The sequence below is a fragment of the Cryobacterium frigoriphilum genome (assembly GCF_004403305.1).
Lineage (GTDB): Bacteria > Actinomycetota > Actinomycetes > Actinomycetales > Microbacteriaceae > Cryobacterium > Cryobacterium frigoriphilum.
In genome coordinates this window covers 1-16,286 of the sequence record NZ_SOHE01000074.1, presented here as the reverse complement: position 1 = coordinate 16,286, position 16,286 = coordinate 1, and the positions used below count along the sequence as shown (strand labels likewise).

The window sequence follows — 16,286 nt, the reverse complement described above, 5'->3', positions numbered from 1 at the left end:
TTTCTCCTACTTCAGCGAAATCGTGTTGGACCAAACTTCATTTCCGAGCTTGAGGTTGCCGTAACCTCCGCCGGTCATCTTGCATGTCGTCGGCCAGGACCAATTTCCGGCACCTGAGCCGTCTGTGACTACGCTGAAGCTGCCGATTGAACGCCCGTTTTGGCCGTCTGCTTGTGGCACGACCCAGCAGGCGATCGTCAGTGGGCGATTGGCTGCAAAATTTCGTACCGAGAGGTTGATTCCGGTGTCATCGTTTTGCGTAATCGTCATTGTCGGCGGGGGCGGCGGGTCGTTGGCTTGGCCGGACCAGGTGGCTGTGGAAGTTCCCGCCTCGTTGCCGTAGGTCACCGTGATCGACGTTGTCTGGCTGTAGGCCAGCCCGCCGTTGGTGGCCGATCCGTCGCCGGAGCCGTTGACGGCGTGGCTCGACGAGGTCAGTGCTCGCCCGTTGCCGTTCACGTTCCAGACGAACTGCACGGCGCCGTCCTGCCGGTTGGTGGCCCGGTGCGAGATGATCGGCTTGCCGAACGGCACCACGGTGTTCGAGGTGCTCGAGGCACCAGGCGAGACACCGGCCACCGTCGACGTCGCCCAGACATCAACGGAATAGCCCGTGCCGTTACTGAGGCTGCCAACCGCGCCGCCGCCCGCGGCGAAGGTGCCGGTGGCTCCGGTCTGGTTGACCTTGTAGTGGTAGGTCAGCTCGTTCGAACGGGTTCCGTTGGCAGCGCCGGCCGTGAAGCTCACCGTGGCACCGCCATCCGTGGGGGTGGCCACCACGTTCGTCGGCGCTCCGGGCGGCACGGCCCCGCGCCGCGCGCTCGAGGCCGGGCTCGCGACCGAGTCGCCTGCCTTGTTTCGAGCGCTGACCGTGAAGGTGTAGTCGGTCTCGGAGGCCGCGACCGCCACGTTGGCGCTCGTGGCCGACACCGGCAGGCTGCTCACCACGGCACCGTTTTGCAGCGTGTTGAGGGTATAGCCGGCGACCACATCGCCGTTGTTCGCCGGCATGACCCAGCTCACTGCAATCTGCGCCTGGCTACCGACCGCCGTCGCCGGTGTGGTCGTGGGGGCGGCTGGCGCGGCGGGAACGCCGGCGGGCACCATCGCGGACGAGAACGAGCTCCAATCGCTCGGTTCAGGGGCGCGGTTCACCGCCTGCACCCGCACCGCGTAGGCGACGCCGTTCTCGAGGCTATCCCAGCTCAACGAATTTCCGCTGGCGGTGCGCTGCAGCGATCCGAACTGCGGCAGCGGTGAGATCTCGAGCAGGTAGCTCTCGACCGCGCTGCCCGTGCTCGTGGGCGTCGCCCACGACACGTTGATGGCGCCGTCGCCGAAGACCAGGGTTGGCGGCTGTGGAACGTCGGGGCGGGCGTCCGGTCGGGCCACGGGCGATGCTCCGGAGGGGTCCGACTCGCCGACCTCGTTGGTTGCGGTCACCGTGAAGCTGTACTCGGTGTCGTTGGTGAGGTTCGCGAGCGTGCAGGTCGTAGACGCGCACTGCTGCGTGAAGCCCGACGCGGCCACGGTGTACCCGGTGATTTCGGAGCCGTTGTTGCTGGGCGGGGTCCACGACAGCACGACCGTGCGGTCCTGGATCGACGTGACGCTCGGCGTGCCGGGCGCATCGGGCCGGCCCTGCACGGTCAGCCGAATACGGCCGTCGACCTCGCGCTCGGTGTCGTTCGTCGCGTCGGCGACCCGATAGCGCACCACCATCGTGCCGATGAAATCGTTTGCCGGGGTGACAGTCACGTCGCTTCCGGCGACGGATGCCGTGCCTTGGCCGGTCTCCACGGCCACCGACACGAGGCGCAACGGTTCGTCGGCGAAAGGGCTCGTGTCGTTGTCGAGCACGGACACCGTGACGGCCCGGCCCTGCTTCGCTTCGGGCACCGCGTCATCCGTCGTCGTGGCCAGCGGCCGGGTCGAGGCGATCGCGGTCAGTTGGAGCGTCGCGGCGACCGGTTCGGTAGTCCCGTCGTCGACGGTCAGCTGCAGGGTGCCGGCCAGACCCTTCGCGGTGGTCTGTCCGGCGCTCGCCGAGAGCGTCTGGCCGCTGATCGACGCCTCGAAGCCGGCCGGCACCGGCCCGTCCAGGCGAAAGCTCAGCTTCTCGAGATCGCCGGAATCGATGTCGGCCGCCATCGCGCGCAGGTCAACCTCGACCGGGTCTTCGCCCGGGGCGACCTCGACGAGACCGCCGACAAACGTGGGTGGCTGGTTGTCGGGCGCGAGGACGGTGATCGGAATGGACAAGGTTGCGGTGCGCCCGGTCGGGTCGTCGGGGCCGGTACCGTCCGTGACCTCGAAACTCACGGCTTCGGGCCCGAAATAATCAGCCGCCGAGGTGTAGACGAGGGTCGTTTCATTCTGGATCAGGGAGTCGCCGTTGCCGTGCGTCGCCGACACCCGGTCGGCCACGGTGATGCGGGCGGTCGTGCCGTCGGCCACAGTCACGTAGTCGGCGAGGGCCAGGGTGACAGTCTCACCGCTCTTCACCTCGACGGGGTCCACACCTGGTGTGAGCGTCGGGCGCTGATCATCGAGTCCGGGCACGAGCACGAAGGCGCTGGCCTGCAGGTCATCGGCATCGGTCACCGTGTAGCGGATGATCTGGGCGTTGGCGGTGAGCGCAACCCGCACCGAACCCTGCTGGTCGACCGTGGCTGCGGGGTCATCAGTCGTCACGGTGAGATCGGCGGCGGAACCGTCGGGGTCTTCATCGTTGTCCAGCACGGGCACGTCGACGCTGGTCTGGTCGGTCACGTCGGCCGCGGCCACGCGGTCATCGCGGGCGATGGGGGCCAGCAGCGGGGCATCCGCTGTAATGCTCAGCTGCAGGGTGCCGACGGCGGTCGCGCCCCAGGGGTCGGCGACGGTGTACTGGATGCTGAATTCGCCCGGCTGGGTCGGGGTCTGCAGCACGATGCGTTCGCCGGTCACTGTGGCGTCGAGACCTTCCGGCAGGGTGAGGCCGTCGGCGACCAGGCTGAGGGTGTCACCGTCGGGGTCGGTGTCGTTCACGAGCACGGGAACGGCCAGTGTGCGGTCGGGGCGGGCGCTCACGGCGTCTTTGACGGCGTAGGGCTTCTGGTTGCTGGCGCCGGGGCGGGCGATGCCCACGAGGATGGTGGCCTGGGCCTCGGCTCCCAGCCGGTCGCGCACGACGTAGGTGAATGAATCGGTGCCGGTCGACGCGGTGAAGGCTTCGTACGCCAGCCACGACGTGCCGACCTCGACGATGCGTCCCTTGGCGGGCGCAGTGCCCTGGCCGACGAGTTCAATGGAGTCCCCGTCGGGGTCGATCTGGCCCAGCGGAATCGGGATGCGCACGGTGTTGCCCGAGAGCACCCGCGCGGTGATGTCCTGCGGGCGCGGTGGAGAGTTCGTCTCGGCGTTCAGGGCGAGAATCTGGATGGTGACGTAGCCGGCATCCTTCTGGCCGAGGCTGTCGACGACCTCATAGGTGGCGTAGACCGTCTTCGCGGTCGTGCCGGCCTGGAACCGCAGCGTGTTCTCGGCCACGAACAGCTCGCCATCGGCCGGGTCGACGAGCGGCGCCACCAGGGCTGGTGCGAGGGAGATCGTGTCCCCATTCGGGTGTGAATCGTTGTCCAGAACCGGGATCGTGACGATATCGCCGGCCCGCACGCTCACGGTGTCATCGACCGCGACGGGTGGCAGCAGCTTGGCCGGTGCCGGCACCGGGATGACGAGCACCTCACCCTCCGCCGTCAGGGTGCCGTTCGAGACGGTGTAGCCGATCGTGACGGGTGCGTTCAGGCCGCTCTGGTCGGTCACGTGCAGCACGCGGTGCTCGAGCACCGCGACGGTGATGCCGAGGTTCTCGGGAATGCTCAGCGACTGCACCACGAGTATTCCGCCGGCCGGGTCGGTGTCGTTGGTGAGAACGTCAACGAGTACATCGCGGCCGACCGGTAACAGCGCCACGTCGCGCACGGCCACGGGCGGAAGGTCGCTCGCTGCGGCATCCGTCACGTCGATGCGCACGAGGCCGAGCACGGTGTTCGGGCCATCGGTGGCCAGGTACTGCAGGTAGTAGGTGCGCGCTTCGGTCGCCGTGAAGGTGAAGGTTGCGGTGGCGAAGTCGGGCACGATGCTGGCACCGGCCACCTCGTCGATCTTGGCGAGCCGCAGCGGAACCCCGCCGGGACTGACATCGTTGAGCAGCGGTGACACGGTCACGGTTTGGCCGGTGGTGGTCGAGACGTGGTCGGGGTTGGTGACCGGCTTCGTGCTGCCGGATGCCCGCACATCGACCCGCACGACGCCCTCGGTGGGGTCCACCCCATCGGAAACGATGAGGGCGACATCTTTGCGGCCGGTGTTCTGTCCGATGGCACCGTAGCTGAGCACGCCGTCGGCGGTGAACTGCACGGTGTCGTCGTCGGTGGGAGCGGCGGCCTGCAGAAACAGGTCGTCGCCATCGGGGTCGATCCAGTCGGGCAGCACGTTGTGGGTGATCGACGCGCCCTGCTCCACCACGAAGCTGCTCGTGCGTTTTTGCACCGGCGGGCCGTTCGTGCCCGGTTCACTGACCGTGAGAGCGACGGAGGCCTCGGCCGTTCCGCCCCGCCCGTCACTGACCGCATAGCGAAAACTCGCGGTTGCGGAGGCATCGTCAGCCACCGTGATCTGCAGGGCTGCGCCACCGAAGATGGGTTGCACGGTGCCGATCGCCGGACCGTCGCCCACGACGGTCGCCGTGAGAATATCGCCGTCGGCATCCGTGTCATTGTCAAGCACCGGCAGAATCACGCTGCGGCCCGCGCGCACCCCGAACGTGTCGTCCACGGCGACCGGTACCGTGTTCTCGTCGGTACGGTCGGGCAGCACGTTCTCCACCGACTCGGTGACGGCGTCTTCCTGGTCTTCCTCGTCGCTCTCGTCGGGCGGGGGCGTGATGTCGTCCCAGTTGTCGATGACAACCATGTCCTGGTCGACGAGCCAGACCAGTCCGGTCGTGAGGTCGTTGAGTACGACCACATTGCGGTTGACGCGAAAGGTGAGCGGCGAGGCGGTCGCGGTGGACGACCCGGTCGTTGCGGCCGTTGCGGCCGTTGCGGTCGCGCGGTCAATGTCGCGGGCCACGTCGTCGGTGCTTCCGGGGCAGTCGCGCACATAGCGGGCGCTCGTCGACCAGGCCGCGTAGGCGCATCCATTGAGATAGACCGGAGCGGCGGGCTCCCCCTGTGCGCCGGCCTCGATGCGCGTGGCGTCGCCTCCGCCGAGGGGCTGTACGAGCAGAGAATCAGGGGTGGCCACCAGCACGGTCGAGGTCGTGCTGCCGGTAGTGCTCTGCTGCAAGGCGCTGCCCGGGGCCGTGGTTACCGTGTCGCCGCCGGGCAGAATCAGGGCTCCCGAGGTGCGTTCCAGTACGACGGATGCCTCGCCCACGGCCGTGATCGCGAGTTGCGGCTCAGCGGCAAGGTCATCCAGAGCGGCTAACCCGACGACGACCGGGGCGTTGAATCCCGGGGCGCCGACCGTGCCCGTGGCGTCTGATGGGGCGGTGCGGGCGAGGGTTACGAGCTCGCCGTCGCGGGCGGACACGGCATGAACTGTTCCATCTGACCCGACCGTCACGGCGGAGTTGGCGCCCAGTGCCAGCGTCGGGTCGGTGCCCGCGAGGCTGAAGGACTCCAGCTCGGTCAGGGTCAGGGCGAAGAGGTCGCCGTTGGAGTGGTCGAGAATCGCGACGGTGTCGCTGCCCAGGGCGATCTCGGCATCGGCGGGCAGCGCGACATCCGCACCGAAAATCAGGTGAGCGGGGTCGACCACGTTGAGCGTTGCGTTGGCGCGGTCATGGGTGAGTACGGTGTTGCCCGCCTGCATGATCTCAAAGTCGTTGGCCTTGGCCCGCAAGCCGCCATCGAGAACCTGGGCCTGATAGTTGAGGTGTCCCACCAGCAGCCCGGTCGGTTTGGTGACCCACACACCGCCGTCGTTGAGTCGTACATCGGCGGTACTGATGCCCTGGTAGAGAAAAGCAACCAGGCTCAGGGACAGCGTCGCTGTCGTGACGATGCCAACGCCCATCAGTGAGCGATGTTTGCGTGCAATACGTCGAAACATGAGCCCCCCAGCCGTTACATGAAAAATCCTAGTGGTGCCCATAGTGCGTTCAACGACGCACAATCACGATGGGGAGAATCACACACCCAGCGTGTCCAGTCCGCGCCAGCCCAGTGATTCAGTGGTGTCGAGCGGGTGAGGCGGTCGCCCGCAGACGCGATGAGTGCACCCGTGCGTGCCATTCGGGCGCTATTTTCGGGGTGCCCCCAATGGCGGGGGTGTGAGTCGACGCTTTTCGACTCCGCGCCGGAGTTCGACGCTCATTGCGACCGTTTTGACTCCGACCCTGTGTGCCCCCTAGCCTGAGACTGAGTTCCATGCGTTTGATCCCTACTGATAGAGGGTCGGGCACCGAATCTCGGCGTTGCCCCTGATCACAGCAGATTTGGGTAGGTATTCCAACGGAGGAAAATCACATGCGCAGTAGAAGAGTGTCGGTCATCGCCGGCGCCGCGATCCTTGGTCTCGCCCTCGCGGGCTGTTCCACGGCCAGCGGCAGTCCCAGCGCGGACGACCCCAATCAGGTTGAAGTGTTCACGTGGTGGGCGGCCGGTTCCGAGAAGGTCGGTCTCGACGCCCTCGTCGACGTCTTCGCCGAGCAGTACCCCGACGTCGCGTTCAGCAACGCGGCCGTAGCCGGCGGCGCCGGATCGAATGCCAAGGCCGCTCTGGCCTCGCGGCTCGAGGCTGACAACCCGCCTGACACGTTCCAGGCGCATGCCGGTGCCGAACTCAACGACTACATCGAAGCCGGTCAGCTTCAGGACCTCACGAGCTTCTACGAGGACAACGGTCTCTACGAGAGCTTCCCCGATACCCTCATCGAACAGCTGACCGCCGACGGCGCCATCTACTCGGTGCCCAGCAACATCCACCGCGCCAACGTGACCTGGGTCAACGTTGAGGTGCTCGAGAGCGCCGGTATCGACCCGACGGTCGCCCCGGACAGCATCGACGCCTGGATCGACGACCTCACGACCCTGCAGGAGTCCGGCGTGAGCGCGCCCCTCGCGCTCGGTACCGAGTGGACGCAGATGCAGCTGTTCGAAAACGTGCTCATCGCCGACCTCGGCGCCGAGGGCTACAGCGGACTGTGGGACGGCACGACCGAGTGGGACAGCGCGGGCGTGCAGACCGCTATCGGCCACTATGGTGAGCTGCTCGAATTCACCAACTCCGACTACGCAGGCCTGGACTGGGACGCCGCGACGCAGATTCTGCTCGACGGAAACGCCGCGTACAACGTGATGGGCGACTGGGCCGAGGCCGCATTCGTGCAGGCCGGACAGACCTACGGCACCGAGTACACGACCTGGGCCACCCCCGGCACCGAGGGGATCTTTGACTTCCTCGCCGATTCCTTCACCCTCGCGGTCGGCGCCCCGCATGAAGCCGCTGCGATCAGCTGGCTCACCACCATCAGCTCGGCGGAGGGCCAGAAGGCTTTCAACATCGCCAAGGGTTCCATTCCGGCCCGAACGGATGCGGTAGCCACCGATTACCCGGAATACCAGCAGACGGCCATGGCGTCCTTCCAGGAGGACACCATCGTGAGCTCCCTCGCTCACGGTTCCGCGGCATCCGTGTCGTGGTCTGCCGACCTGTCCTCGGCCATCGGCAAGTTCGGTGCTGACCGTAACGCCGACGAACTGCTGACCGCACTCGTCGCGGCCGCCGCCGCGCAGGGCTAACCCGACACATCTCGCAGAGGGCGGAGCGTTGCTCCGCCCTCTGCTGCGCGAACTAACTACTGCGCGAATCAACGACTGCGCGAACTAACTACTGCGCGAACTAACTACTGCGCGAACTAACTACTGCGCGAACTAACTACTGCGCGAACTATCTACTGTGCGGATTCATCGAAGGGGCGCGCTGTGCGCAAAGGAGTACGTAACTGGGGACCGCCGCTCTTGCTGCTGGCCCCCACCATCATCATTCTGGGCATCTTCGTCTACGGCCTGATCGCCGCAAACGTGCGCGTGTCCTTGACCAACCGTACGAGCCTCGTTCCGGCCACCGAGTTCGTGGGCCTGGACAACTACACGGCGCTGCTGGCTGAGGATCGGTTTCTGCACTCGCTGGCCAACCTCGCCGTATTCACGGTGGTGTTCATCGCCGGCACGATGCTCTTCGGCTTTCTGTGGGCTTGGATGCTTGACAAGGGTGTCAGCGCGGAGGGCATCTTTCGCTCGGTCTATTTGTTCCCGATGGCGGTCTCGTTCGTCGCCTCCGGTGTCGTGTGGCGCTGGCTGCTCAACAGTGCCGAGGGGGACCGGGCATCCGGGCTCAACCGCATCCTGGAGACGTTCGGCCTCGGCTTTCTGCAGAACTCCTGGTGGAACGAGCCGACCTGGGGCATGGCAGCCATCGCGCTGCCGGCCATCTGGCAGCTGTCGGGCTATGTCATGGCGCTCTTTCTCGCCGGATTCCGTGGCATCCCTGAGGAACTGCGCGAGGCCGCCCGCATGGACGGCGCGAGCGAATTGAAGCTCTACCGCTACGTGATTTTTCCGCAGCTGAGCCCGATCGCGCTCAGCGCGCTGATCATCGTGAGTCACATGTCGCTCAAGGTGTTTGACCTGATCATGAGCGTGACCGGTTCGATTTATCAGACCGAGGTCCCGGCGACCTACATGTGGATCACGCTCACGAGCAATGACTACGCGAAGTCGGCAACGATCGCCACGATCCTGCTGTTGCTCGCCAGTGTGTTCATCATTCCCTACCTCATTCAGACCGCCCGATCCGAGAAGGCGAACCGATGACCCTCACCGAGAAGCCCCGCACCGCGCCCGCACCGCTTCCCCTCGCACCCGCGCTGCGCCCGCGGCGCGGATTCTCCATCGGGCGCACCCTGAAATACACGATGCTCGTCGTGTTCGTGTTCATCGTGATGATTCCGGTCTACGTGCTCATCGTCACGAGCCTCAAACCTCCCGCCGACGTCAACCCTGCTACCTCGTGGGGGCTGCCCGTGCGGTGGCCGTGGCAGTCGGAGACTCCGGGCGGGGCGACCGGATTCGACAACTGGTCGGCCGCGTACACGGCGCTGGCTCCGTCGCTTGGGCGCACGTTTCTGCTCGCGATCCCCGCCGCGCTGATATCGGCGCTGCTCGGATCTATGAACGGGTTTGTGCTCTCGCGCTGGCGTTTTCCGCACGCAAACCTCGTGTTCACGTTCATTCTCTTCGGCATGTTCATTCCCTACCAGGCGGTGATGACGCCGCTCGTTCAGATGAAATCGACACTGGGTCTGCCGAGCGATATCTCCACCCTGCTGCTCGTGCACATCATCTACGGGCTTCCGATCTGCACGCTGATCTTTCGCAACTACTACGTGAGCATCCCGATGGAGCTCATGGAGGCATCGCGGGTGGATGGCGCCGGCATGATGCGCACCTACTGGTCGATCGTGCTGCCGCTGTCGCTTCCGGGCTTCGTCGTGACCATCATCTGGCAGTTCACGAACGCGTGGAACGACTTTCTGTTTGCCATGTTTCTGTCTGACACCGCCGGTGGCCCGGTCTCCCTCGCGCTGAACAACCTCGCTCAGGGCGCTCAGCTGGCCAATTACGGCACGGCAATGGCCGGTGCTCTCATCGCGTCGTTGCCGACGCTGCTGGTCTACATCATTCTGGGCAAGTACTTCATCGGCGGTCTCATGAGCGGTTCGGTCAAGAGCTAGCGGCTACATTGGGCAGACGCCGACAGCGGAGTCGGCTGTGTCGGTTCTCGAGAGGAATCATCATGCGCGTTGGGCTCGTCGGCTACGGAACGGGTGGAAAGCACTTTCACGCCCCCTTCATTCAGGCGGCCGATGGCCTCGAGCTCGTCGGCGTGGTGGCGCGGTCCGAGGAGAAACGCCTGGAGGTTCGGGCCGATCTGCCGGGCGTCCCGATCTACCCGAGTCTCAGCGCGCTGTTGGCCGTGGGGGTAGATGCCGTCACGATCACGACGCCGCCGACCACCCGCCGAGGACTCGTGCTCGAGGCCATCGCGGCCGGGGTGCACGTCGTGGCCGATAAACCTTTCGCACCGGATGCCGCGGGTGGGCGTGAACTCGCAGCCGCGGCTGAGCGGGCCGGCGTTGTGCTCAACGTGTACCACAACCGGCGCCGCGACGCGGATCTGGTGACCCTCGCATCCGTCGTCTCGGGCGGCCGCCTCGGTGAGCTGTGGCGGGTGCACTCGCTCATGGACCTCGACGACCCCCGAACGATGGAGACGGGCCCGACCGGTGGGTTGCTGCGTGATGTCGGCAGCCACCTGCTCGACCAGATGCTGTGGCTGCTGGGGCCGGTCGCGAGCGTCTATGCGACCCTCGACTACACCGACCGGTTCGGCGACAGGATCGACTGCGGCTTCGTCGTGACGCTCACCCATGAGTCGGGAGTGGTCTCGACGGTGTCTTCGAGCAAGCTCAACCACACCGCCACCCGCGAGTTTCGGGCCTATGGCAGCGACGGCAGCTACGTGGCCTCGGGCACCGACGTGCAGGCGCAGGCCCTGTTCGCCGGCCGCCGTCCGCTCGACGACCCCGCCGCGTGGGGGTTCGACGAGCCCGAGTTCTGGGGCACGCTGTCGACGGATGCGGGCAGCGAGGTGATCCCGTCGCGGCAGGGCAACTACGCGGACTTCTACACCGAGTTCGCCCGCGCGGTGCGTGGCGAAGGCCCGCAGCCGGTGCCGGCGAGCGAGGGGGTGCGTACGCTCGAGGTACTCGACGCCGCCTTCGAGAGCGCCCGCACCAACGCGGTCGTGACGCTCTGACCAGGTTCCGGCTGCTGTGCCGGCGGTGAGTCACGATTTTCGTGCCTTCGAGAGGTACAACGAAGGCACGACGACCGTACTTCAGCACGCACCGGGCCGGGCCTGCTGGGTCTCTCGCCTCGAGTCACAGTGCCGGGCGAAACGCCTGCCAGGCCCGGCGGCGCTCGCCGCGGGGATCGGATTCGACTCGATCGACGTCATCGATGATAAGCGTCAGCCGGTCGCGCTCGTCGTAGGCGGGCCAGGAATCGTCGAGGACTCCGGTGCAGACAAAGCGCAGCCAGTGGCGGCGCATCCGTTCACCGGCATCGGTGAAAGGTTCGCGGCCGCCAAGCGAGGTCATCGTGCGGGCGAAGCGTGTGTTTTCGAGGCTGAACAGGGCATACATTTCTATGCCGTGGGTTGCATCGATGCCGAGCAGATGAACGAGTCGCGGTGCGTTGTCGAAGCGGTAGACGTGCACGCGGGCGTGGCGGGCGTGACGATCGGCGACCGTCACAGTGGGGTACCAGAACGCGTAATCGCCCCCGAAATCCGCCGCCGCTCGTGTCATCGGCAGCCCCGGATAGGCCGCGCGCATCGGATCGCGACTCGCCGTCGGAGCCTGCTGAAACAACGCTCGAATGCGCCCCGGCGACCGGGGCAGCACATCGGCCCGGCCGCGAAAGATCGATCCTTCGCGGTCGTTGGTGCCGATGATGAGCGGTACGCGATGTGCGCGCCCGGCCCGAAATGCGTCGAGTGGTCGTTCGGGCAGAAAATCACCGTCGACGACCGGGGCCAGACAAAACGTGCCGGGCGTTGAATCGGGCGTGCGCACCTGCAAGGCGAGCGCGGCCAGAGTCAGGTTCGTGGCCGACGCCGTGCTCAGCAGTTCGGCCGGGCTCAGCCGTGGTTCAGGGTCAGCGAACAGAGTGACCACCGGCCCGGCAACTCCGATCGCAGCCGGTGTCGCGGCCGATCGAGGCAGCGCATTTTTGAGCAGGCTCAGTACGCCGAGTCGGACACCGCCGGTTGAGGTCGGCACCGGAACGGGTTCGGCGGTGCCGGGCGAGAAGATCCTCGCTCGCAATTCCTCCACGAATTCAGCGGCCCAGGCGGCGGTCTGTTCGGGGGAATAGGCGGCATCCGCCGGCGGACTCTGCGCGATCGCCCTGGCGAACAGCCCATGCGCGGCGGGTGTGGTCATAAGGGTCAGAATGGCGTTGGCTCCGGCCGACTCGCCGACGACCGTGACGTTGTGCGGATTGCCGCCGAAGGCCCGAATGTTATCCCGCACCCATTCGAGCGCGGCGACCTGATCGCGTAGCCCGAGATTGCTGTCGAAGGGGCGCTCGGCGGTGGAATAGCGACTGAAGTCGAGGTAGCCCAGGGCGCCGAGCCGATAGTTGAAGCTGACGTAGATGACCCGACCGCTGAGCACGAAACCGGTGCCCTGACCGGAGTAGTCGTGTGACCCGCCGGTGCTGTAGCCGCCCCCGTGGATGAAGACCATCACCGGCATGGCGAGCCGCTTGCGGCGCGGAACAACGGGACACTGAACGTTGATGCTCAGGCAGTCCTCGCCCGAGGGGGTGCGGGGGTCGGCGCCGCGAAACTGGCCCTTGTAGACCTGCGGAGCCACGTTTCCGAAGCTCGAGGCGTCACGCATCCCGGGCCACGAAGGCACCGGTTGGGGCGCCCGAAAGCGCAGTGCACCCACTGGGGGAGCCGCGTAGGGCATGCCACGCCAAGCAAGTACATCACCTTCCTGCACGCCGCGCACGATGCCGCCGGTGACGTGCACGTCGAAGCGGCCGCGCACCTCGGCGACGGATGCGAGCGGTTCGGCGGGTTCTGGAATGACCTGGATGCCCATGCGCGCTCCTTCGATGCCGTTGTACCGCGTACTCCCTGCTCGTACCTGTCGTGCCCTTCCCGGTTGTGCTGTCGTGTCGTGAATCGGATGTCAGCGGTATTCGGGATTGGCTGTGAAGCCGAAGCGTTCACCCGAATCCCAGTTCTGACGCAGATTGCCGTATGCGGGTATGCCGCCGGCGGCCTTCAGCATCGCCGCGAGGTGCATGAGGTTCCAGCTCATGAATGTGGTGTTGCGGTTGGTGAATTCGTTTTCAGGGCCGCCTGAGTCGGGGTCGAGGTAGCTCGGCCCCGGGCCGATCTCCCCGATCCAGCCGCTGTCGGCGCCCGGCGGAATCGTGTAGCCGATGTGCTGCAGGCTGTAGAGCAGGTTCGAGGTGCAGTGCTTGACTCCATCCTCGTTGCCGGTGATGATCGCACCGCCGACCTTGCCGTAGTAGATGTACTGGCCCTTGTCGTTGAACTCGCCCGAGTGCGCATACAGGCGTTCCACGATCTGACGCGTAACCGAGCCGTTGTCGCCGAGCCAGATCGGGCCGGCCAGTACGAGAATGTCGGCGGCCTGCACCTTCGGAAACAGGCCGGGCCAGGCATCCGTCGCCCAGCCGTGTTCGGTCATGTCGGGGTACACACCGGTGGCGATGTCGTGGTCGATGGCCCGGATGGTCTCCACCGAGACTCCCTGAGCCCGCATCAGGCGAGCGCTCAGATCGATGATGCCCTGCGTATTGCTGACTTCGGGGCTGCGTTTGAGGGTGCAGTTGATGAACAGCGCTGTGAGTCCGGAATAGTGCGGGGCGGGGGTCTCATCAGGGCGCATTGACTCGGTCATGGGGCACAGTGTTGCACCGCGAGAAGGGGCTGGCTACCGCAGATTATCAACCGATCGCGGCCCGAACGAAATTTAGAAGGGGATGGTTTCGTCGGTGGGGATGGTGAGTGCCCAGAGTTCGTCGTGGGTGAGTGGTCGGGGTTCGAGGGCTTCGAGTTCGGCTGTGATCTGTTTCTTGGTCTTCGTGATTGCTGTGAGGTCGGGTGGGCTCATTCGGGGTTCGGGGAAGGTGGGGTAGTGGCGTCCGGCGGGGCTGATCCAGTGCAGGGTGCCCTTTTTGTCTTGGCTGACTTGCCACCCGGTCTCGTGCTTGAGTCGGTGGCTGTATCGGCAGAGCAGGGCGAGGTTCTGTAGGTTGGTTTCGCCGCCGAGGGCCCAGTCGTGGGTGTGGTCGACGTCGTCGTGTCCGGCGGGGCGGGTGCAGCCCGGGGCGCGGCAGCCGAGGTCACGAATCTCGACCGCTTTGCGCAGTCCGGCCGGTACGTGGTAGCGGTCGCGGCCGACGGAGAGTACGACGCCGGTTTCGGGGTGCACGAGCAGTCGGGTGAACCCGGTCGCCGTGCCGGCCAGGCGCCGGGCGGTTTCGGGGTCGATGGGTTGCACACCGTCGAGGAGGCCGGGTTCGTCGCTGTGACCCATGAGCGTCATCGCCGGCACGGTGAGGTGTACGGTGGCGCGCACGCCGTGGCCGAGGCCACTCGCGGTGACGCCTTCCAGTAGCAGGTCGGTGGCGATGTCGGCACGGAACTGGGCCTGGGTGCGGGTGTCGTCGGTGCCGGCGGCCGCGCGGCGCAGGGCGCGGGCCTCGGTCGTGATGCGGTTCGTGATCGCGTGGGCGTCATCACTGCTGACATACATCTCGAGGTAACTCATGCCGTCGTCGGTGTCGGTCAGACGCACCCACCGCTCGCTGAGGGCCTTCTTGTGCCGCCGGGTGATCGATTCCGGGTTGAGGCGTTCCCGTACCCGCACCGCGCGGCGCCGCAACTGCTCGGCCGAGAGCCATTCGGCATCTGTCAGAACTTTCTTCTCAAACTCCGCGAACAGAGCCTCCGGCAGTTGGGATGACTGCGCGACCATGATCTGCGCATGCCAGTAACTGATGTCCCCGGCCCGCAACAGCGCGAGGGTCGCGGGCAGGTGCTGCACGAGCTGCTCACTCTCCCACAGCAGTTGTTTCGTGCTGTCGTGGGACTGCCGCAGCAGGGCGCTGACCTCGGACACGAGGGTCTCGGTCGCGATCGTCTCGGGCGACCACCGCGGAATCACCCGCCCCGACGCATCCCGAGCCGGCCCGCGCCCCTCAGAGTCCGCGACCGGTTTTCCCGGCAGCAACAGGCTGCGCATGTGTGTCTGCGCGGCATCCAACGCCACCGCCTGGTCGGCCGCCGCCCGGGACATCAGTCGGCGGGCATCATCGACCCGGTCGAGCAGTCGGTTGCACGCCTCCATGCCCAATCCCCACGCTTGCCCCCAGGTGCCGTCAGCGACCGGATCACACTCGTCACCGAGCGCATCAGAGGCAGCCGGGACAGGGGCTGCGGCATCCGCCTCAGGACTGACAGGATTTGCAACGGAGTTCGTTTCTGTATTCGGTACATCACTCGGTGGGACAGGGAGAGAAGCCTCACTATCAGACTTCTCATCAGGAATTTCCTCTGAATTCGTCATACCCAATTTTCTCACACACGACCCTCAAACGCGAGTAATATTCAGAAAAACCAGGAGCAATATCAAATCTGCGTTCGAGATCCCGACAGAGAAAATGAGTCGGTTGAGGACGTGATTCGTGCACGTATTCAAGCGGGGGATTGTCCAGTGCGTGGCCGCGGCGGGCGCGCCAAACCGGGCGCTCCGGTCTCGTGGGCCGAAACGCCCGGTGGATGGGGCGCTACATTTGTGCGGTAAGGCGAGCCTTACAGGCGCGCGGTGCGGTAACGGTTACTCATCAACAGGCCCATTCCCAGCAGGGGAAGAAGCAGGGCGATGGCCAACATCGGGGACTCATCGAATCCGGCCGTGGCGAGGGACGTGACCGTCAGACCGGCAGTGGAGCTGCCGACGAGGTTGGCGTTGTCGGTTCCCACTCCGGTGAGGCTGCCCGTGTTGGTGTTCGAGCCGGTGGCGACGGATGCCGTCACTCCCGCGGTCACGGTTGCGCCGGTTGTCGTGGTGCCGGTTGTTGTTGCGCCGGCGGTTGTTCCGGTTGTTCCGGTCGTTCCGGTCGTTCCCGTGGTGCCCGTGGTTCCGGTGACCGGGGCCGTGGTGGTTCCGGTGGAGGTGCTGTCGCCGAGGATGCTGATGGCGTTGCCCTGAACGGTGACCGGTGCGGTCACGTCGGGGGTGACCTGGGTTCCGCCGAGGGTGCTGTCTTCACCGTTGGTGGTGCCCGTGGTTCCGGTGGTGGGGGCCGTGCTGGTACCGGTGGAGGTGCTGTCGCCGAGGATGCTGATGGCGTTGCCCTGAGCGGTGACCGGGGTGGTCAGGTCGGGGGTGACCTGGGTTCCGCCGAGGGTGCTGTCTTCACCGTTGGTGGTGCCCGTGGTTCCGGTGGTTCCGGTGGTGGGGGCCGTGGTGGTTCCGGTGGAGGTGGAGTCGCCGAGGATGCTGATGGCGTTGCCCTGAGCGGTGACCGGTGCGGTCACGTCGGGGGTGACCTGGGTTCCGCCGAGGGTGCTGTCTTCACCGTTGGTGGTGCCCGTGGTTCCGGTGGTGCCGGTGGTGG

At 66.1% G+C, this 16,286-nt stretch carries 9 protein-coding genes; 4 read left to right on the top strand and 5 right to left on the bottom strand.

The genetic code is table 11. The annotated features are described in order from the left end of the window. Nucleotides 1-6: 6 nt before the first annotated feature. Nucleotides 7-6,066 (bottom strand): Ig-like domain-containing protein, encoded by a 6,060-nt coding sequence (locus tag E3T55_RS17140; RefSeq protein WP_166791824.1) that lies wholly within the window; start codon nucleotides 6,064-6,066, stop codon nucleotides 7-9. A 452-nt stretch (nucleotides 6,067-6,518) separates the two neighbouring features. Between E3T55_RS17140 and E3T55_RS17135 the strand changes: the two genes are divergently transcribed. The 4 genes from E3T55_RS17135 (at nucleotide 6,519) to E3T55_RS17120 (ending at nucleotide 10,872) form a co-directional block, all read left to right on the top strand. Beyond that, on the top strand, nucleotides 6,519-7,793 hold the full coding sequence (locus E3T55_RS17135; protein WP_134520765.1) for an ABC transporter substrate-binding protein: 1,275 nt from the start codon (nucleotides 6,519-6,521) through the stop codon (nucleotides 7,791-7,793). A gap of 183 nt (nucleotides 7,794-7,976) precedes the next feature. Then, the gene (locus E3T55_RS17130; RefSeq protein ID WP_134520764.1) at nucleotides 7,977-8,867 is read left to right on the top strand and encodes a carbohydrate ABC transporter permease; all 891 of its coding nucleotides are present in this window, start codon (nucleotides 7,977-7,979) and stop codon (nucleotides 8,865-8,867) included. Beyond that, the gene (locus E3T55_RS17125) at nucleotides 8,864-9,787 is read left to right on the top strand and encodes a carbohydrate ABC transporter permease (protein ID WP_134520763.1); all 924 of its coding nucleotides are present in this window, start codon (nucleotides 8,864-8,866) and stop codon (nucleotides 9,785-9,787) included. The genes E3T55_RS17130 and E3T55_RS17125 overlap by 4 nt, the downstream gene beginning before the upstream one ends. 62 nt (nucleotides 9,788-9,849) lie before the next feature. Next, nucleotides 9,850-10,872 (top strand): Gfo/Idh/MocA family oxidoreductase, encoded by a 1,023-nt coding sequence (locus E3T55_RS17120; RefSeq protein ID WP_134520762.1) that lies wholly within the window; start codon nucleotides 9,850-9,852, stop codon nucleotides 10,870-10,872. Nucleotides 10,873-10,996: 124 nt separating this feature from the next. On the opposite strand, the gene E3T55_RS20880 is transcribed toward E3T55_RS17120, so the two are convergent. The 4 genes from E3T55_RS20880 to E3T55_RS20355 all read right to left on the bottom strand — a co-directional run. Beyond that, nucleotides 10,997-12,730, bottom strand: a complete 1,734-nt coding sequence (locus E3T55_RS20880) for a carboxylesterase/lipase family protein (protein WP_241993122.1) — start codon at nucleotides 12,728-12,730, stop codon at nucleotides 10,997-10,999. 90 nt (nucleotides 12,731-12,820) lie between these two features. Beyond that, nucleotides 12,821-13,561 (bottom strand): flavodoxin family protein, encoded by a 741-nt coding sequence (locus E3T55_RS17110; protein WP_198418597.1) that lies wholly within the window; start codon nucleotides 13,559-13,561, stop codon nucleotides 12,821-12,823. Nucleotides 13,562-13,633: 72 nt separating this feature from the next. Then, a complete protein-coding gene (locus E3T55_RS17105) occupies nucleotides 13,634-15,013 on the bottom strand; it encodes an HNH endonuclease signature motif containing protein (RefSeq protein ID WP_134520761.1) in 1,380 nt (459 codons plus the stop codon). 464 nt (nucleotides 15,014-15,477) lie between these two features. After that, a partial coding sequence (locus E3T55_RS20355) for a hypothetical protein (protein ID WP_166791823.1) occupies nucleotides 15,478-16,286 on the bottom strand: 809 nt, incomplete at its 5' end.

Coding starts and splice junctions, on each gene's coding strand:
- E3T55_RS17140 (WP_166791824.1), bottom strand. CDS start 6,066: ATGGGCGTTGGCATCGTCACGACAGCGACGCTGTCCCTGAGCCTGGTT.
- E3T55_RS17135 (WP_134520765.1), top strand. CDS start 6,519: ATGCGCAGTAGAAGAGTGTCGGTCATCGCCGGCGCCGCGATCCTTGGT.
- E3T55_RS17125 (WP_134520763.1), top strand. CDS start 8,864: ATGACCCTCACCGAGAAGCCCCGCACCGCGCCCGCACCGCTTCCCCTC.
- E3T55_RS17120 (WP_134520762.1), top strand. CDS start 9,850: ATGCGCGTTGGGCTCGTCGGCTACGGAACGGGTGGAAAGCACTTTCAC.
- E3T55_RS20880 (WP_241993122.1), bottom strand. CDS start 12,730: ATGGGCATCCAGGTCATTCCAGAACCCGCCGAACCGCTCGCATCCGTC.
- E3T55_RS17110 (WP_198418597.1), bottom strand. CDS start 13,561: ATGACCGAGTCAATGCGCCCTGATGAGACCCCCGCCCCGCACTATTCC.
- E3T55_RS17105 (WP_134520761.1), bottom strand. CDS start 15,013: ATGGAGGCGTGCAACCGACTGCTCGACCGGGTCGATGATGCCCGCCGA.